Source organism: Bacillus sp. GS3m_15504 (assembly GCF_055825275.1).
Window position 1 is genome coordinate 2,539,962 of the sequence record NZ_JBVVNL010000001.1, and the last position, 18,831, is coordinate 2,558,792.

The following is an 18,831-nucleotide window of genomic DNA, read 5'->3' on the forward strand; positions in this document are numbered from 1 at the left end:
TAAATTCCCCCTATTATTAAATTAAGAATAGATCTACAAATTCGTTTACATTCATATTTTCTAGTTTCTCTTCATTTAAACAAACTTCATGAATTTGTTCTTGCTGTTTACTAGAATAATGACCTGCCATATTTGCAGTGAATTTTTGAACAACTTTTGGAATTGCTTCGTCTCTACGGAAACGGTGACCAAGTGGATATTCACATTCCACGTTTTCTGTTACAGTTCCATCCTTGAAATGAACTTGAACAGCGTTGGCGATTGAGCGCTTGTTCGGGTCAAGGTAATCTAAACTGTACTGTTTGTTTTCAACAACAACCATCTTATTACGTAATTCATCTACACGTGGATCATTTGCTACTGCATCCTCATAATCATCCGCAACGATATCTCCCTTTAATAAACCAATTGCCGTAATATATTGTAAACAATGATCACGATCAGCTGGGTTATTTAATGGACCTTCTTTATCAATAATACGAATTGCTGATTCATGAGTTGTAATTGTAATACGGTCAATTTCATCTAATCTTTCTTTAATTTCCGGATGTAATTTTACAGCACATTCTGCAGCTGTTTGTGCATGGAATTCTGCTGGATATGAAACTTTAAATAATACATTTTCCATTACATAAGACTCTAATGGTCTAGCTAACTTTAATTCTTGTTTATTAAATAATACATCTTGGAATCCCCAACCCGGTGCAGATAATGCTGTTGGATAACCCATTTCACCTTTTAAAGCAGTCATTGCAAGGTGAACACCGCGACTTGTTGCATCACCTGCTGCCCATGATTTACGTGATCCAGTATTTGGAGCGTGACGATATGTACGAAGACTAGAATTATCAATCCATGCATGTGATAATGCATTAAAGATTTCTTCACGTGTTCCGCCAAGCATTTTCGCAACTACAGCAGTTGTTGCTACTTTTACGTATAATACGTGGTCAAGACCAACCCGGTTTAAGCTGTTTTCTAAAGCTAATACACCTTGAATTTCATGTGCTTTAATCATCATTTCTAATACTTCACGTACTTTTAACGGTTCTTTTCCTTCTGATATACGAACACGGCTAATATAATCTGCAACTGCTAAAATGCCGCCAAGGTTATCAGATGGATGTCCCCATTCTGCTGCAAGCCAAGTATCGTTATAGTCTAACCAACGGATCATACATCCGATATTAAATGCACCTTTCACTGGATCTAATACATAAGACGTACCTGGCACTCGTGTTCCATTTGGCACGATTGTTCCTGGTACAACTGGTCCTAATAATTTCGTACACTCTGGATATTGTAATGCTAAAATTCCGCATCCAAGTGTATCAAGTAATACGTAACGAGCAGTACTGAATGCTTCTGCACTTGTTACCTCTTTATTTAATACATAATCCGTAATCTCTTCTAATATTGCATCTTTTTGTTTAATTTCATTTGTTTTAATCATGCTATCCTTCCCTTTCTGTCGAAAATTCGTTATTATTAATGATGGGTGTCGGTCAAACACCCATCTGGCGGGCGGTGCTAACAACTCCCCAGTTGTTTTTACTTACTAAGTACATGTCGCTCGCCAATATAATTTACACGTGGACGGAACAAACGATTGTTCGTATGTTGTTCAATAACGTGCGCACATAGTCCTACTGTTCTAGAGCTAAAGAAGATTGGCGTGTATAGTTGAATTGGAATACCAAGCATCCAATATACTGGAGCTGCATAATAATCAAGGTTTGGATAAATTCCTTTTTCCTTCTCCATAATCTTTTCTCCAGCTTCACACATTTCATATAGTGTATAATCACCTTTTACATCACATAACTGCTTTAAAGCTTCCTTCATCATTAAAGCTCTTGGATCCATTTTCTTCATATATACACGGTGTCCAAAGCCCATAATTTTTTCTTTGTTATATAGTTTCTTCTGTAATAATTCTTCAAATTTCTCAACATTACCAGCTTCTAAAAGCATGTACATAACCGCTTCGTTTGCACCGCCGTGTAAGCTACCTTTTAAAGATGCAACCGCACCTGTTAAAGCACCATATAAGTCGGATTGTGTAGATGCAATAACGCGCGCTGTAAATGTAGAGTTTGGCATTTCATGTTCACTATATAAAACAAGGGAACGATCAAAGATCTTCTCCTCAAGTTCAGTTGGTTTTTTACCTGTTAACATATAGAAGAAATTTGCACTATATGATAATTCCTTAAGTGGTTCGATTGGCTCTTCATTATTTAAAATATGATAGCTATTCGCTACAATGTTTGGTACTTTACTCAATAATTTGTATCCGCGGCTTTTGTTTACTTCTAACGAGCGGTTTTCAATATCATTATCGTAACCAGCTAATGCGGACACACCTGTACGCAATCCATCCATAGGGTGCGTTTCTTTCGGTAATGCCTTTAATACGTTGAATACACCTTCTGGTACCGCGTATTCTTCTTTTAATTTCTTTTCAAGTGTTGCTTTTTCATCCTCATTCGGTAGATGTTCTTCCAATAAAAGGTGCACAATGTCTAAATACTCTTTTGTTTTTGAGAGTTCGATTAAATCATACCCTTGAATTACAATTTCACCTTTCACTGTGTCAAGAAACGAGATCTTCGTCTCCGCTGCCACTATACCATCTAATCCCGGGGAAAATTTTTCTTCAGCTTTCATCATTATTTCCTCCAATCCTAATAGATCTTCGTGCACATAACTGTAAGCCTTTACAATATTGTGAAACTACATTTCTATTTCAATGTATCAGAGTTTTTAGAAGATTTCAATTTATTTTATAATGATAAGTTTCCTATACTTTTACCGATGTAACAATACAATTTTTCAACAATAACTTTCATAGTTTATAAAGAAAGGACAGACTTCTCTTTACTTATCTTTAAAACAAAATATAAAGTTAATTCATATAATCCAGTTAAATATATACCTACTTTACAATTCCTTTTACTAAATAAAAAAACGAGCTGTATTCATATACAGCCCGTTTTTTGCATTATATTTATTTCACTATTCTCTAAATATAATTTCCATATAAAATTTATTTATTTTTAATAAAGTTATTATTTTACGTAATTAAATTGAATTTCTTCCATTTCCTCATGATAACCTACAACTAAATCATAGTTTTGAAAGTACCAAAGATCATCAACATCCACAAAAAATAAAATACCTTCTTTCTCAACTGACACAATTTCCCCATCTGCTTTCTCTGCAACAATTCCTAAAGAATAGCCTGGCTGGATGGAGCTATCTCCTCCGTATCTTACATTAAACCGTATAGATTCACCATGCTTTATACGTAATTCTTCTTTAAACCATTGTAGAGCTTTATGATCAATTGAAATTTCCATCTTTGTTCCTCCCGTTTACGCAAATTCTTTTTTGCCTAATTGCTGTTTTACAAAAAACACAAAAATAATGAAAGCAATTAATCCTGAAATTGCACTACCAGCAAATAAAATACGGTAACCAAACATTTGTGAAACAACTCCAAGTAAAATTGCACCAAGTCCAATCCCTAAATCAAATGCGGTAAAGAACGAAGCGTTAGCAACTCCTCTTTTACTCGGGTCAACAATTGAAAGCATCGCGGCTTGCAATGCTGGCTGTGCTGAACCGAATCCAACACCATATAATGTAGCTGCGATAACTACACCTATTAAATTATTTGAAATCGTTAGCACAACTATTGCAATAACAGTAATGCATAGTGCCGGAAGTATGATAAATACTTCTCCGTACTTATCTAATAGTTTTCCTGAAATTGGCCTTACGATTGTTAAAGCAATTGCATATACAAGAAAGAATGTCCCAGGATTCACATCAATTGACGATGCAAATAGCGGTAAAAACGTCGTAATGCCTCCATATGCAAATGATAAAAAGAATACAACTATCGTAATGGATAGAACGGATTTTTCAAACAATTGCATTTTCCCTTTTTCTTTTTGTGGTGTGAATGGCATTTTCGTCATTAACGATAATAAGACTGCCATAAAGGATAAAAGAGTGGCTAATAAGAAAAGGCCATGAAATGAATAATTTTGTACAACCGTTAATCCAATCATTGGGCCGATTGCCATTGCAATCGTCATAGCCATCCCATACCACCCCATACCTTCACCACGGCGTGAATCTGGAATAATATCAGTTATCGCTGTTCCAACAGCTGTTGTAGAAACAGCCCATGTTACTCCGTGAATAATACGTAAAATAGCTAAAAGGACAATAGTCGTCGCTAAATTATAAAAGTACATCGTTAACCCAAAAAAGATGAGTCCGAAAATAATAAAGGATCTTCTACCATATTGATCTAACATCCCTCCAATAATCGGTCGTATTACAACTGCAGCTATTGTAAACATTCCCATCATGAGTCCAACTTGTGATTCATTGCCACCTATCTCTTTAATAAAAAGCGGAAGCGTTGGAACAAGTAAATAAAATCCTGTAAATAAAAATAACATTGCGAAAGTCATTTGAATAAATGATTTCGTCCATAATCGTTCCATTAAAATTCCTCCATAAACACGTAAGTTATTGCAATTAACACCTCCATTTTACAGTTTCTTCGTTCCTTTGCCTTCCGTAAATAGACGTATCTTTTTATAATAAATGGTCCAAAATCAATTTAAATTGGTCTTACAACTTTATACGCATGTTTTAGCCTAAAGTCCTATCTATATGTACCTTTATATGTGTGAAAAGAATATACTTCTTTATTATCACAACTTAGGTGTGATTATGTTATGTGGGTATCTCCAAGAGTAACTGCCATAGTTCCTTCGACTCCTGAGATACACGTTCCTGCAGTTCATACAGCTAGTTCCAATGTTGGTATTGAACTTCCTGTAACTTGGCAACAATATTAAATTCCTGATCAAGTTTCCCCCTTATCTTGGCATCATGGCGCATATCCAACAAGTGGTACTACCTTTCATAGCCACGGTTATTCTCCGTTACCTCAATCTCAAGTTTTTATCATTTCTCTTCAATTTATTTTCAAAATTTATATGATACATTTAAAATACATCGTCTCATAGCTACTACATTTAACGAAAAAAGCACTTAAGATTGTAATTTTTACAAATCTTAAGTGCTTTTTAATATTTTTTATAAAATTTTCTTATTGACCATTATTAGCAGGGGCCTCTCCTGCATTACCGCCAGTCTCCGGTTGTGTGGTCGCTGGTGGAGTTGTATTTCCTTGACCTCCTCCATTATTTGCTGGAGGGGTTGTATTTCCTTGACCTCCTCCGTTATTTGCTGGAGGAGTCGTATTTCCTTGACCTCCTCCGTTATTTGCTGGAGGGGTTGTATTTCCTTGACCTCCTCCGTTATTTGCTGGAGGAGTCGTATTTCCTTGACCTCCTCCGTTATTTGCTGGAGGGGTCGTTCCTTGACCATTTCCATTATTTTGTTCATTTTGTTTCTTTTCTTCTTCTTGTTTCTTTTGCTCTTCTAGTTTCTTTTGTTCTTCCTGCTTCTTCAGTTCCTCTTGTTTCTTTTCTTCTTCTTGTTTTTTAAGTTCTTCTTGTTTTTTTAATTCTTCTTGCTTTTTCTCTTCTTCAGTTTTTTGCTGTTGATCTTGTTTTGGTTTTTCTGTTGTATCCGGTACGCTCGTATTTGGAGAAGAATCACGTTTTTCACCTTTTATACGCAGCTCACTACCTTCTTGAATTACACTACTTGGCATTTTAAATCTTGATTTATCTGTAGCCATCTCGCTCATCATTTCTTTAAAGATCAACTGTGCAATTTTCGTATTTTTACTACTAATATACTCGTCCTTACCATCTTTCATATACCCAGTCCATACTGCCATCGTATATTGCGGCGTATAACCTGCAAACCAACTATCACGAGTTGCACTTTCCGGAATATTAAATTTCGCTAATTGTTTTGAATCATAGTTTGTTGTACCTGTTTTTCCAGCTACATCTAAAGAACTTATATTTGCTGCTGTACCAGTACCTGATGTCACTACTGAACGAAGCATATCAGTAATCATATATGCTGTAGAGTCAGCTATAACTTGTTTTGGTTTTTGTCCAAAACTTTGTGACTTGCCGTCTGGATAAACTACTTTCTTAACAAAATGCGGTTTTGCATACTTACCACCATTACCAAATGTCGCATAAGCACCAGCTATTTCAGTTGGTGATACTTCGTTTGTACCAATCGCTGTAGATTCTGGTACTGACTTAAGTGTAATACCTAATTTCTCAGAGAATTCCTTCGCTTTATTAAGTCCTACTTCTTTTGCAGTTTTAACTGCCGGAACGTTACGTGACATTTTTAATGCTTCACGCATCGTAATTGATCCTAAATGACTTCTGTCGGCATTTCGAACTTCTTGTCCAGTTGAATATTTAAATGGAGAATCATCAATTTGATGATACGTAGCCCATTTTAAGTATTCAATTGCAGGACCGTAATCAAAGATTGGCTTCATAGTTGAACCAGCTGCACGATCTAATTCAATTGCCATATTATGCCCTTTAAATACTGCTTTATTTTCACCACGTCCACTACCTATAGCACGAACTTCTCCTGTTTTCGTATCCATAAATGTGAAAGCACTTTGGAATTTATCATTTGGATAATTAATAATATTAGCATCTAATATCCTGTCAGCAGCCTTCTGTGCGTCTATGTCTAATGTTGTATAAATTTCTAAACCGTCAGAACCAATATTAGCATCTGGCAATTCTTTTTCAACTTCTTTCACAACCGCATCCATAAATGCAGGATATGGCATTGCTTGTACAGTTGCAGTCTTAAGTCCATCTGTTACTTCAACTTTCGAAGCTTCTTCCATTTCTGCCTTCGTAATATAACCATGTCGATTCATTAATTTTAGGACAACATTTCTTCTTTCTGTTGCTCTTTGAACATTTTCTGTCTTCGTTGGATCATAGTTATTCGGTGCTTTTGGTAAACCTGCAAGCATCGCAACTTCTGGTAAAGTTAACTCTTTTAATTCTTTACCGTAGTAGTTTTGTGCTGCTGTTGCGATACCATATGAACGATTACCTAAATTAATTTTATTTAAATACATTTCTAAAATTTCATGTTTTGAATATTGTTGTTCTAGCTTATACGCTAAATATATTTCTTGAATCTTACGTTTTGATGTTTTTTCCATCGATAAGAAGTAATTTTTAATAACCTGCTGTGTTATCGTACTTCCACCTTGTGAACCGTAATCGCCTTTAAGACTCACCAAAACAGCACGGGCAGTACCTTTAAAGTCTACTCCGCTATGCTCGTAAAAACGTGCATCTTCTGTTGCTAAAAATGCATTTTCTACTAATTTAGGAATTTGATCATACGTAACATTCGTCCGTTTTTCTTTCCCGTATTCATATACCAAATCGCCATTTTTATCATAAATTTTTGAGGATAACGGATTAACAAGTTTTGCTTTCTCAAGTTTTGGTGCATCCTTAATCATTACGAAAAAGGTAGCAACTCCCCCCACTAAACCAACAATACCAAGTAATAAACAAGTAATTAAAAACTTGCGAAAGAACGATGTTTTACCTTTTGGTTTTTGTGTTTTAGAAGCTGGCTGTTTTTTCTTTTTAACTTGTCGTCGCTCCTCTCGAGAACGATAATTTTCTGACATGTTACTTTCTCCTGCCTTTCAATTCTCCCGTTGATTTACTTAAAAATATTGAGGTCACTTTCTAAAATGAATTAAATTAAGAAAGTATATCGACCTGGAGCATTCAATATTTTCCTAATTCACAGATTATAAATTTTAGAATACTTCTTATACTAAGTATTTTCACTTCTATTTTTCTAATAATGCTGCCCCTTTAAGCATAGAATGTAAAAAGTGAAATTTTAATACCTCGTATAAATAATATACCTTTTTTTCAAATGGTCAATATTTTCTTATTTATAAATCAAAGGTGAAATAAAAATAGCACAACGATATGTACTTCGTGTGAACTTCCTTATAATTACGTATAACGAACATTTAATATATTGCATATAAGTATAATACCTCTTTAATTATAAAGACTTCAACACCACAACCTCAACATCTATAAGAAATTATTAAAAATGAAAAGTGAGGAGTTGCGTAATAATGGAACTATCTCCCGTGATTTCAAAAACTATAGTTGCTGTTGGCTATAATCCTTTTTCTATGATTTTACGCATTCAATTAAAGCATGGAATGTATGATTTCTTTAACGTCCCTAAAAACATTTACACCGGTTTATTAAACGCACACTCCAAAACTAATTATCACAATACTTATATTAAAAATTCTTACCGCTACACTAAAATTTAAACTTAACCAGAATGAAAAAAGAAAGGAGGCAGTCCCCCCCTTTCTTTTTAAAATCATTTCACAACTCAGCTACCTTCTGTTCTTCTTATTTATTTCATCATATGCTTGAATTTGTTTTTTTAATCGTTGATCTGCTTTTTTATCATGTACAACTAATATCGCATGGATAACGCCTGGAACCCAAAAAATTAATGTTAATATGAAGTTAATTATTGCTTGAAATGGTTTTCCGCAAATTAATACGGCTACAGGTGGTAGTACAATTGCCAATAAATACATCATCTTTTGAAAAACTCCTTGTTTCGTATTTTTTCTCTCTCCATACGGTATAAAAACCAATTACTTTCGTATTTCCGATATTTTTATTAACAACTAATAACTATTCTACTGTTATATATTCTATTTTAATGCCAAAAAACCTACCACTTCAATTTTTCTACTTATGTAAAATTTTAATTTTACATACCATCTTTACATGAACAATTTCTTATTATTATTTTTTCTAATCTTTTTTCTGTCTCTATTATAGTTAATCCAATCGCAGAAATAGCAGTTTCTATCACTTGTATCCAAACACCAATTACATACTTTTATTTAAATACTCAATCTCATATTGCAACTTTTTAAATTGTTCGAAATGCATAGTAATAGATTGACTGTTTCCATACTCAGCACTATGCTTCACCAATAAAACACCCGTGTCATGAAAAATCGCTTCCAGCTCTTTTCTGATGGATACTTTCATTATATGTGCTGTTTTAATAGCCGATAAAATTGCAATTTCATTAAACTTTAATTTTATTTCATTTGGACAAAATGCTTCTTCCACCAATATAACTTCATTGCTATAAATAAGTGCAACAAGATTACTTGATTTTGCATCTGTTAAATCTACTTTTTTTATAACATTATTCATTACATTTTGCCTCCTTTATTTTCACATATACTAATTATACAATTATTATTTTTAATTACTTAACCTTACGTTCAGTTTAACACACTTTTATTATGGGATTAAACTACACTTCAAACGTTTTACTATTTCGCAATTTTTATTATATGAACCATTTGGACTATAAGACCATATAGTATTGTTAACAAATGATTGTAAAGTGGGTGAAAACCATGCCCTCAGTTGTAGGGAATTTAGTTGTACAAAATAGTAACGGTTCATTTAACTTAGGTGATTTCTACAACGTTTCTCCGAAAGAAAATACGAAGGCTTATAATGGATCTGGCGCTTCAAACGTCGGTTTTGTTGTTAATACTTTTAATGGCGTGAGTGCGACTAATACGTTTGATTCTGACCTTGCGGATCAAAACCAAGTCGGTACAGCCTAACCCTATTTTTTCATCTTACTGTTTAAGAATTTCAAATTTGTCCATACTATAATCAGGCTGTTACACAGCTATTATTGATTTTTGGAGTACCCTATCTTTTCTCCCTTTCCCTGGGGCTTAGCAGCTAGTATGAAGCTAGCTGCTTTTTCGTTTCATTTTTTCTGTTCCACACCTAACATAACGTAAAGTAAGCTAAGAGTTAACTTTTAGCTTACTTTACGTTATTTCAATAATATCCGCAGTATTAAAGACGTAAGTTTTATAAAACGCGTCAGTACACATTACAATGCGCTTTAGCGGGTTTATATGTACAACTGTCATATAGCTTGTAAGTATGTACCCATCTTCAAAATAAGTCACCAATATTTCTTTCTCTGACAATAATGACGTTAATAATTTATCAGAAATTCCCTCTTTTGCTTCTTTTGTTAAGAGTGGTTTTTGTACTTTAAATTTCTCTCCAATAACCTTTTGCATACTTAATAATTGTTCCGACATTACTGTAAATGGAACCCATTCTCTTTTTGCTTTTTGCATCTTTACATCATTCATTTCTCTATCTCCTTAATTATTTATCCATTCTATTTCAAACATATTGCGCTTCGATTATTCTTTAATAATTGCTCGGCTTATATTTCCACCGCATGAACAGGTAGGAAATCTCCCACCTCAAAATTCACAACATACAAGGAAAGTAAGTCGAAAATCAACTCCCCGTAAACAGCCGATTGGTGAAAATGTAATTAGTGGATGATGAACACCCACTAATTACATTTTCACTTTATTTCTAAATCGTATACTATCTACACATGCAAGAACATTCGTTCTAATTATACACGAACTTACGTTCTTTTGAGAAGGAATTTATTTTTTCTTCATCAAATGAGCCTTTTTCCCATTTAATAGGAAGTTCACGTATCAACTAAAAAACGACTTCACTTAAAGAGAAGTCGCTTTTTCTAATCACCTATATTTCTATATTTATTTTTCTATCCTAACAAGTGTTCTTTCTGGAATACGAATCTCATCTATATTAAAATGATTTATTTTTAACTTTAATTCTCCCAATCGTTCCTTATCTTCATCACCAACCCAACAACTGAATAATTCAAAACAGTCCCCATCATTTAAATAACCTTCCATAATCGTGCATAAGGCTACTAGCTTTCTTTTAGCCTCTTTCTTCTCTCTTTCAGTTTGCCACTCAACAAGTTCAATGCCCCAACTCGTTGAAACTTCATATGTATAACTTGTTTGGAATTGAAACTCTTGTACAATTTCAAGCATACTTTCATCTGAAAAACATGGAGCAAAAACAATTACATCATTAGAATCTGGATCCGTTAATGGAATTTCTACATTACACCCTATATAACTTGCTAAACTCATTTTTACTCCTCCAATATTCACATAAAAATAACTTATATGAACATTTATCTACCCAAATATAAAATCCCTGCCTAAATTCAAAAAATCTATGAAATTAATAAAGAATCAAAACTCGTTCCTTATAAATTTCTATGAAAAGAGAGCAATTTAAACACTCTCTTTTCGTACATACTGCGTAATTTTATTAAATATATTTTGGTTGTACTATTATATGTAATTCCCTCTCCGTTACTGCTTTTTTAGGATTCCGAAAATACTCTAATTCGTATTTTAATACTTTATAGTCAACCATCCCAATCTTAATCCCTTTCGTTTCTTTTAAAATAGCTAAAAGGTTATTTATATCTTCATCATACGATTCGAAAATTTTCCCTCCGTCTTCTCTTTGAAAAATTACTTTCACATTTTCTCCCCCTACATAATTTATTTATCTATTCAATAATTCATTTAAAAGTATTCATTCTTCCCCTTAAAACTTCATACGAAAAAGAACATTCATCTTAATAGAATGCTCTGCTTTTCACTTCATTTAGCGTCAATATTTTTCAATATTATTGTATGTTTCATTCTGCAAATTATGTTTATCCACTTCAATAAAGTAAAACTTAAATCTATTCAAGTTTTGTTCATTCCTGTTTAATAATTAGCCGACGCAAGTCGTATTGTCTAAAAATAATGGGATAAAATTAATAAATTCGTTTTATATTTAATGAAATAAAACAAACAAAACATTATAATATCAACATTCTATGAAGTGATGATTATTCCACTTTAAAACAATTACATAAATTCCCATTGTAATTCTTAATATTTATATGTAATATTGTATTGTCTTACTATCTATTTATAACTCACACACTAACTAGAAAAGGGAACCTTTAAAGGTTCCCTTTTCTAATTACAGTCATTATTTCTTTTCTAGAAATTCAAATGTATTTTTAAACTCTTTATCATTCACCTTAATATCGGCATCTTTCAATAATTCATTGACTACTTGCTGTTTCCATTTACCTGTCGTATCTTGCAGTCTTTGCTGTTCTATATCTTTACGAATTGAATCTTTTACTTCATCAAATGGCTTCAATTCTTTTTTATCTGTCACTTTTATAATATGGTAACCATAAGTTGTTTTTACTGGCTCACTTACTTGTCCTGCATCTAATTTATATGCAGCTTCCTCAAATTCTTTTACCGTTTGTCCTGGAGCAAAACCAGTTATTTCTCCGCCCTGTTCTTTTGAACCAGTATCCTCTGAGTATTGCTTCGCTAAAGCTGCAAAATCTTCTCCATTATTCACTTTCTCTTTCACTTCTTTAGCAGTCTTTTCATCTTTTACTAAAATGTGACTTACCTTCATTTCTGGTTTATAGTTATCTTTTACATCCTTTTCTGTGACAGTTGCTTTAATCGCCTTCTCAAATGCAATTTCTGGCTTCATTTTTTCTTTTAATTCATCTTCGTTTTTCAATCCAACTTGCTCTAAAGTCGATTTGAAGTTGTCACCCATTTTATCTTTTGCTTCTTCTACTTGTTTTTTTGCTTCCTCATCTGAAACTTTATATTTATCTAGCAACGCCTTACTTAACACCATTTGGTATAAAGTACTTTCCCCATATTTTTGTCTTAATTCCTTACTTAATTCTTTCTCTGTAATATTTCCTACTTTTGATGTTACTACGTTGTCTGAGGAACCACATGCAGATAATGCCAGTACTACGCATGAAATAATTGTTCCTAAAAATAGCTTTTTCTTTTTCAATTCAAAATACCTCACTTTTATTATTATACAAGAATAACTATACAATGTTCTTGTGTAAACAATGTGTTTTCTACATGTAATTCATTTCATTTGAAAAAACTATGTATGAAGTTCTTTTTATTCAAATATGAAAAGTCATCTTACTATGTATGAGTAAAATGACCCTTTACGTATTCATAAAATATATAACTACTTATAGTTACATACTCTTTTAGTATCCAATTTTTTTGTACAATATGTACCGTATTTTTCGCTCTGCCCCACACATGAAAAAGTTTTAATCCATCAATATTCCCTTAATAATTTTTACATTCAGGCTTTGCATAGTAGTTAACTTCATATCATTATCAACTAAAGATTCATATTATATTAATACGCCTTTATCATCTACACAAAAAACGCAGTATACAATACTGCATCATAGGAGCTGATTTCATGGAGAAAAAACCTATTGTTTTCAAAGTTCCACCAAATTCAAAATTAAAAGTTACATTTTTCGGTCCTTGTAACGAGGTAATTACAAATGTTTCTATAATTAATCAACTTTCCACACCAAAATGTCAAACTATTACGCGATATCCAAACTATACGAAATACGAAACTGAAGTGCGATCATTGTCCAGTTGTTAATTTATTCTATACACAATCCTTATAATTTGGTTAACTACACGACTTTAATAATAGACTAAAATTACTCATTGCATGATATTTCATTGATAATCTATTGATTTTTTACACGTTTTGATGAGCCGAGCATATATTATCGTATGGAGATTATCCACTCATAAAACCTATCTTTCTTTAGAGCGTACTTTTTATGTATGCTCTTTTTTATTTATCCCTTATTTTGTACATATAAATGTAATCACTTTTATATTTCACGTAAGGTAAATCGACCAGCCCTTTATAAACAATTTAGTCAAGGTGCCTCCACATTACTTCTTTATTATACATTCACTACTCTGTTTAATTAGTGTATCCATTCTAGCATCATTGATCTAATATATTTTCCTTCTAAATTAACTAAAGATGTATTAAAATTCTTTATATACTCAAGGAGGTCAAATATGTTCAAGTTGCATCCCATACTACTCATCTTAGGATTTATTTTATTTTTATATAGTGTACTTACCGTAATGTTATTCCTTTCCATACAATAGCAATACCTGCACAAACCAATGTTAAATATGTAATTTCTATATAGCAATAAAAAAACAAGCAATTATACGAACATAAATGAAGATGTCTTTTTATTACCTGTAGAAAATCTAATACTAAAAATAAGAAAGCCCTTTTAATATCAAAACGGCAAAAAATAATTTTAAAACTTTATCTTTCATTTATTATGTAGTCCTCATTTTCATTTTCATTTTTATTTTTATTTTTATTTTCATCATTACATCCTAGCATGCGAAATGCTCCTAAAAATAAACTACATTTAATCTATTCCCTTATATATTTTAGAAAAACAATAAAAATCCCCCACCATTTGGTGAAGGGGATTAACTAAACATACTGCAAAGTAATTTATTTTCTTCATTATTCAGTTGGAGAAGGGAACCTCGCAGCTTCAAAATGTGAGCCATCTTCCGAAGTACTTAAAACCCCGTCTATGCTACTTTGCGCATAAACCTCGACTTGATCTCCTTCATTTAATTGAATAATCGTCGAAACACTTACTACATTTCCAAAGTTTATTGTACCAAAAAAATCATTATCTATAGCTATTGCTGCGTTTCCATTCACACGAATTTCTACACGCGCTCTATAATCGGAATTTGAATTATTTGGAAAGAAACCAATTGTTCCAATAATAGAGTAAACACCTCTAGTCTTCGGAATAAAAATAGACGTTGCTGGATTATACTCATTTGCTAAATCAAATTGTTCATTTTGAAACAATACTTTTACAAAAGTATTAGCAGGAACAGGTTGATTCACCGTATTTCTAGCTCTAAATGCTGATGCCCTAACAAGACTGTCCTTGTTGTCATTACACTTACTATTGTTCTTACAACAGTTATGCTGTTTCTTTTTATATTCTTTACAATGCTTACAGTAGTAATAGCAAGACATACTAGTTCCCCTTTCATGCTTATTACTCTATATTATGTAAAAGGAATTTGTAATGGTTGGACGAGCTAATATTTTTTCTAATAAGGGCGCCCTATTCTTGCACCCTTATTTTTCTCTACTTATAAATTAAATACAGCTCCATATGGGATAGTAAGAAAAGAACCTCCATACGGTGTAATAGTTTGCACTGGATAAAAATACTCCATAGATGAATAATACGGCTGGATACCTTGTTGCTGCATTTGCATTTGTTGTTGCATTTGTAACGCTTGTTGAACAGCTTGAACTGTACTTTGTGCTCCACTATACGTTATAGATGTACCATAAGCAGGTCTCATCCCCACTTGAGAAGCAAAATATGAATAAAACATTATTTTCAACTCACTTCCATATAAGTTATTACAAAGTATGTTATGATTCTTTGTTTCAATGAGTGCTGAAAGCTAGTCTATTGGCTTTTATTAAGCTTAAATATTTCTATTATTTCTTACACTTTCATATTTTTACAAGTTTTCAATATTTACTTTACTAACTAAAAAGGTAAAGAATTCACTATTACTAATTCAATTTGATTACTTTCGAAACTATAAAAATGAATTTTCAAGATTGATAAAAGTAAATTATCTACTTATACATTCTCCACAAAATAAAGCACCCTAAACGGATGCTTTATTTTTCACTACTATAATTCATTAGCAATAATTCAGTTGTCCACGAATTTCACCATTAGGATGTTGTACAGTGTGAACATTAATATAAATGTTTCCAGATATGATTTCATTTATAAGAGTACCTAATGTTTGACCCGCTAACGGCCCAACCAAATCTTCTTGAGTAATCATTCCCGTAAGAGTTGCACACTCTATTGAAACCGGATTTGTTATAGGTCCAAATAAAAAAGCTACAACAGGACCATTAGTTCCTTTTGCTCCAATATGCAGATGGGCAGCTACTACATCCTCTATATCGAATAAATCTAACTTAAATTTTAGGCTAAGCTCGTCCCGGCTTAATTTAAAGAAAGCCTCCCCTCGAGCGTCTGTTTCTACTGGAGGAACTTCATTTCTACCACGTAATTTTGCAAAAAACATATCTATCACTCCTATGCTTTTATATACTACTAATATATTCATACCCTTTTTATAAGGTGACAAAAAAGCAGATGCTAGGCCATTAAAAGATCATTTTATATAATAGATTAATTTATCAATTTTATTAAATTTATAAATTAATCTATTACGTTTTTAAATTAAATTCATATACTATAGTAGATTACTAGAAAGGAGGTGTAAGTATGGAAAGTTGTGTTTTGTTCGTTAATGGACAACCTCTTTTAGTGGTATCAGTTGCTGGGATTGAAATTGCTAGATTAGAACTTTCTCTTCAAGTAGCATTGACTTTAATAGCATTAGGAATTCCAATCTGTGCATAATAGTTAGGCATTTATTAAAAAGAGGGCTTAAGCCCTCTTTTTTAATTTATTCCTTAACAAAAAAAGATACCGCCTAAATCATGGTATCTATCGCAATAATCAACATCTGTTTCATTAGTACTAAACTAGCAATCCTAATTGGCGTATAATTCCTGAAAACGAATAACCATATGCAAAATCTACAATACGAATTCTTGGATTCCATTTATGTTCTAGATCTTCATTGTACGTTCTCTTGTAATACGCTAGTTTAGAATCTATGTTATATTTGTCGTTAATAATTAATTCATCGCTAGAAAATCCATCTATTTTAATCTGAACAGCTACATACTCTGCTCCTTCATTTAAGGCTTCATTATAACACCTTTCTAATTCTTCTAATGTCTTTCCCAACATTAACCTCCTATTCAAATGGGCGTTTTGTTCAATACAAAAGCATTTTCATCAGTAGTTGTGAGCAACAATTACAATGAGTATTTAATAGTTTATAAGCTGTTTGCTTGTCTTACAAAGTATCATATGATTTTTATATGGGAATGGTTCATCAAAATGAAAGTTATTCATATATCTTTGCACACATGTTTTGCTAACACTAAAATACATCAATAAACTTGATATTAGCGTTAGTGATATTACAATAATTTGTTAATTTAAAAGAACTTTCCATAAGAGCTCTTTTTCATTCTCTCAATTTATATTTACTATTCCTTTATCAATAAGTACATGTTGTTTTCCATTTTTCACGAGAGCATTTAGCTTTTGCTAACCACTCTTATTAAACTACTCTAGTTATCGCTCCCTTCTAACTCCTCACTTTCTTCACGTATTTGTCCAATTAATGAAAATACAGAACCTACAGCTTGGATCCAACTGCCTATGGTATCTATTGACTGTCCTTCTTTCTTTTTATCCAGCTCACTATTTACTTGATTGTCTAAATTCCCCTCCGTATCATTTACTAATTCGTCTTTACTATCCAGCCGCTCTTTTCTAATACTTTTCAGCTCGTAAATTCCTCCAATTGCCTGCAAGGAATTCCCTATAGCTTGCAATAAGTTTCCTATAATATTAAAAGATTCATCTTTATCTGAAGCATCTTCAAATTCGTCCGCTAATGCTGTAAGTCCTCCTAAAGCCTGCGTCCAATTTCCAGCAATCACTAATTTAATTTTTGTTTCATCTTTAAAATCAATAACCAATCCAGATATTACAGTTACATTACCAGTTGATTGGATTTCATTCCCGATTTTTTCAAGAGATATTCCCTCTTGACCGTCAGCCTCTAAAGCGTTACCAACTGCTTGTAATGTATTTCCATATATATTCAAATCCTCCCTTACATTACTACTTATAAAATAGAACGGTGTACTTCCAATAGCGGAAGTTATTGTACCTATAGCTGCTATCAATGCACCAAATATTTCTTTCAGTTGGTTTTCCATTTATAACCTATCCCAACATTAATTAAGTAATTACTTTCATCCTATTCAATTACACGTATACCTGTTAAAAATTCAGACTGTTTCTGTTATCAATACTGCTACAAATACGGTTATAGATATGGTCCCAGTAGATATTGCTCCAACTGGTATAGCAACCGGAACTATTTTCTTATGCTCCTTACATACTTCATATTCATAGTTTCCCTATCTACGTACTTTGTATTAATTGTAATATACATAGAAGGGATATTATTCAACTCATTTCATTTTTCTTATGTATACTTCTATACATTTATTTGTTAAACCCATTGTATTAAAAGAATTGATCAATTATCTTTACGAGCTTAAAAACAGTAACAAATTACCTATATCACCCTATAATCTTATTTTTCTAACCTCCTATTCATCACCTCCATAAATTTCTTTACAAAATATAAAAGCTGCTGTTACGCTGCTTTACATTCATTTTATCCCCAAGAAAAATGATATATATACTCTCCCATTACACCTTGATTAATCCCAGCAATTCTAGCAAACCTCATTAAATCCGCACCTTGAAGAAAATACATCGCAAGCATTACTGGAACTTGTGACCACATAAATTGATAAAACTCCTCGACTCTCTCGTTTGTTGAAACAATTAAATCATTTACAGGCCCTTGATTCCATACAGAAGTTCTAACTGAAATAAACGGAAGATCTTTTCCATTAACTACGATTCGTGCCATACTTTGAGTTATGTCCACACCAATTCCCTCCATCATTACAAAAATCGGACCTGCGTATTTACTCCTTTCCTTATTAATATTCTTAACCTTCATAAATGTCTAAGGCAAACCTCTATTTTTCGCTTCTATTCAAATGAATTTATCCTATACCGTGAACAGGTAAATGAAATTTTAGTATTACTCTCCCTCAACTTCAGTATTATTTACATGATTAATACCCTTGTTACTTTTACAATCCGGTATGCAAAATTACATATCTTATTATCTCAATATTATTTTATTTACTACAAGTTAATAGAAAAATAGTCAAATCCATTGATAAATCAACATTTGTAATTTAATCCCTT

At 32.4% G+C, this 18,831-nt stretch carries 22 protein-coding genes and 1 pseudogene; 6 read left to right on the top strand and 17 right to left on the bottom strand.

All coding sequences use genetic code 11. The features are described from left to right. Positions 1-16 precede the first annotated feature (16 nt). The 4 genes from prpD to AC0L0O_RS13395 form a co-directional block, all read right to left on the bottom strand. A complete protein-coding gene (prpD, locus tag AC0L0O_RS13380) occupies positions 17-1,453 on the bottom strand; it encodes a 2-methylcitrate dehydratase (protein WP_000598114.1) in 1,437 nt (478 codons plus the stop codon). A gap of 98 nt (positions 1,454-1,551) precedes the next feature. Continuing rightward, positions 1,552-2,673 (bottom strand): citrate synthase, encoded by a 1,122-nt coding sequence (gene mmgD / locus AC0L0O_RS13385; protein ID WP_001983266.1) that lies wholly within the window; start codon positions 2,671-2,673, stop codon positions 1,552-1,554. Positions 2,674-3,071: 398 nt separating this feature from the next. Then, a complete protein-coding gene (locus AC0L0O_RS13390; protein WP_000406139.1) occupies positions 3,072-3,362 on the bottom strand; it encodes a HesB/YadR/YfhF family protein in 291 nt (96 codons plus the stop codon). 15 nt (positions 3,363-3,377) lie between these two features. Continuing rightward, the gene (locus AC0L0O_RS13395) at positions 3,378-4,523 is read right to left on the bottom strand and encodes an MFS transporter (protein WP_098638755.1); all 1,146 of its coding nucleotides are present in this window, start codon (positions 4,521-4,523) and stop codon (positions 3,378-3,380) included. A 237-nt stretch (positions 4,524-4,760) separates the two neighbouring features. On the opposite strand from AC0L0O_RS13395, the pseudogene AC0L0O_RS13400 reads away from it, so the two are divergent. Then, positions 4,761-5,083, top strand: a pseudogene (locus AC0L0O_RS13400) (hypothetical protein). Positions 5,084-5,137: 54 nt separating this feature from the next. Here AC0L0O_RS13400 and AC0L0O_RS13405 read toward each other — a convergent pair. After that, positions 5,138-7,642: a PBP1A family penicillin-binding protein gene (locus AC0L0O_RS13405; protein ID WP_001293985.1), complete on the bottom strand. Its 2,505-nt coding sequence runs from the start codon at positions 7,640-7,642 to the stop codon at positions 5,138-5,140. A 468-nt stretch (positions 7,643-8,110) separates the two neighbouring features. Here AC0L0O_RS13405 and AC0L0O_RS13410 point away from each other — a divergent pair, with 468 nt between their 5' ends. After that, positions 8,111-8,317, top strand: coding sequence for a KTSC domain-containing protein (locus AC0L0O_RS13410; protein ID WP_000423633.1), 207 nt, complete (start codon positions 8,111-8,113; stop codon positions 8,315-8,317). A gap of 69 nt (positions 8,318-8,386) precedes the next feature. On the opposite strand, the gene AC0L0O_RS13415 is transcribed toward AC0L0O_RS13410, so the two are convergent. Next, on the bottom strand, positions 8,387-8,599 hold the full coding sequence (locus AC0L0O_RS13415) for a YqaE/Pmp3 family membrane protein (protein WP_134188992.1): 213 nt from the start codon (positions 8,597-8,599) through the stop codon (positions 8,387-8,389). Positions 8,600-8,897: 298 nt separating this feature from the next. Continuing rightward, complete coding sequence (locus AC0L0O_RS13420) at positions 8,898-9,233, bottom strand: hypothetical protein (RefSeq protein WP_001066870.1); 336 nt, start codon at positions 9,231-9,233, stop codon at positions 8,898-8,900. Between the two features lie 209 nt (positions 9,234-9,442). On the opposite strand from AC0L0O_RS13420, the gene gerPF reads away from it, so the two are divergent. Then, positions 9,443-9,658, top strand: a complete 216-nt coding sequence (gene gerPF, locus AC0L0O_RS13425; RefSeq protein WP_001141565.1) for a spore germination protein GerPF — start codon at positions 9,443-9,445, stop codon at positions 9,656-9,658. A 216-nt stretch (positions 9,659-9,874) separates the two neighbouring features. On the opposite strand, the gene AC0L0O_RS13430 is transcribed toward gerPF, so the two are convergent. The 4 genes from AC0L0O_RS13430 to AC0L0O_RS13445 form a co-directional block, all read right to left on the bottom strand. Beyond that, positions 9,875-10,210, bottom strand: a complete 336-nt coding sequence (locus AC0L0O_RS13430; RefSeq protein ID WP_001000616.1) for a YolD-like family protein — start codon at positions 10,208-10,210, stop codon at positions 9,875-9,877. A gap of 429 nt (positions 10,211-10,639) precedes the next feature. Then, the gene (locus AC0L0O_RS13435; RefSeq protein ID WP_134188994.1) at positions 10,640-11,047 is read right to left on the bottom strand and encodes a hypothetical protein; all 408 of its coding nucleotides are present in this window, start codon (positions 11,045-11,047) and stop codon (positions 10,640-10,642) included. Positions 11,048-11,231: 184 nt separating this feature from the next. After that, entirely contained in the window at positions 11,232-11,450 is a 219-nt protein-coding gene (locus AC0L0O_RS13440; protein ID WP_000864284.1) for a hypothetical protein, read from the bottom strand. A 504-nt stretch (positions 11,451-11,954) separates the two neighbouring features. After that, complete coding sequence (locus AC0L0O_RS13445) at positions 11,955-12,806, bottom strand: peptidylprolyl isomerase PrsA (RefSeq protein ID WP_000727474.1); 852 nt, start codon at positions 12,804-12,806, stop codon at positions 11,955-11,957. Between the two features lie 435 nt (positions 12,807-13,241). Between AC0L0O_RS13445 and AC0L0O_RS13450 the strand changes: the two genes are divergently transcribed. Further along, entirely contained in the window at positions 13,242-13,436 is a 195-nt protein-coding gene (locus AC0L0O_RS13450) for a hypothetical protein (protein ID WP_000412569.1), read from the top strand. 909 nt (positions 13,437-14,345) lie between these two features. Here AC0L0O_RS13450 and AC0L0O_RS13455 read toward each other — a convergent pair. The 3 genes from AC0L0O_RS13455 to AC0L0O_RS13465 all read right to left on the bottom strand — a co-directional run bounded on the left by AC0L0O_RS13455 (position 14,346) and on the right by AC0L0O_RS13465 (position 15,973). Continuing rightward, on the bottom strand, positions 14,346-14,882 hold the full coding sequence (locus tag AC0L0O_RS13455) for a C1q-like domain-containing protein (protein WP_009879854.1): 537 nt from the start codon (positions 14,880-14,882) through the stop codon (positions 14,346-14,348). A 119-nt stretch (positions 14,883-15,001) separates the two neighbouring features. Next, positions 15,002-15,253, bottom strand: coding sequence for a DUF3947 family protein (locus tag AC0L0O_RS13460; RefSeq protein WP_000500085.1), 252 nt, complete (start codon positions 15,251-15,253; stop codon positions 15,002-15,004). 321 nt (positions 15,254-15,574) lie between these two features. After that, a complete protein-coding gene (locus tag AC0L0O_RS13465; RefSeq protein WP_000464537.1) occupies positions 15,575-15,973 on the bottom strand; it encodes a CHRD domain-containing protein in 399 nt (132 codons plus the stop codon). 203 nt (positions 15,974-16,176) lie between these two features. On the opposite strand from AC0L0O_RS13465, the gene AC0L0O_RS13470 reads away from it, so the two are divergent. Beyond that, positions 16,177-16,314: a DUF3956 family protein gene (locus tag AC0L0O_RS13470; RefSeq protein WP_000443219.1), complete on the top strand. Its 138-nt coding sequence runs from the start codon at positions 16,177-16,179 to the stop codon at positions 16,312-16,314. A gap of 120 nt (positions 16,315-16,434) precedes the next feature. Here the strand turns inward: AC0L0O_RS13470 and AC0L0O_RS13475 are convergent, their stop codons facing one another. Both AC0L0O_RS13475 and AC0L0O_RS13480 read right to left on the bottom strand, forming a co-directional pair. Then, the gene (locus tag AC0L0O_RS13475; RefSeq protein WP_000520721.1) at positions 16,435-16,707 is read right to left on the bottom strand and encodes a hypothetical protein; all 273 of its coding nucleotides are present in this window, start codon (positions 16,705-16,707) and stop codon (positions 16,435-16,437) included. A gap of 392 nt (positions 16,708-17,099) precedes the next feature. Continuing rightward, a complete protein-coding gene (locus AC0L0O_RS13480) occupies positions 17,100-17,756 on the bottom strand; it encodes a DUF6944 family repetitive protein (RefSeq protein ID WP_000431334.1) in 657 nt (218 codons plus the stop codon). Between the two features lie 112 nt (positions 17,757-17,868). Here AC0L0O_RS13480 and AC0L0O_RS13485 point away from each other — a divergent pair, with 112 nt between their 5' ends. Beyond that, entirely contained in the window at positions 17,869-17,955 is an 87-nt protein-coding gene (locus AC0L0O_RS13485) for a hypothetical protein (RefSeq protein ID WP_350340440.1), read from the top strand. A gap of 268 nt (positions 17,956-18,223) precedes the next feature. On the opposite strand, the gene AC0L0O_RS13490 is transcribed toward AC0L0O_RS13485, so the two are convergent. Further along, positions 18,224-18,577, bottom strand: a complete 354-nt coding sequence (locus AC0L0O_RS13490) for a hypothetical protein (protein ID WP_000865301.1) — start codon at positions 18,575-18,577, stop codon at positions 18,224-18,226. Between the last annotated feature and the right edge of the window lie 254 nt (positions 18,578-18,831).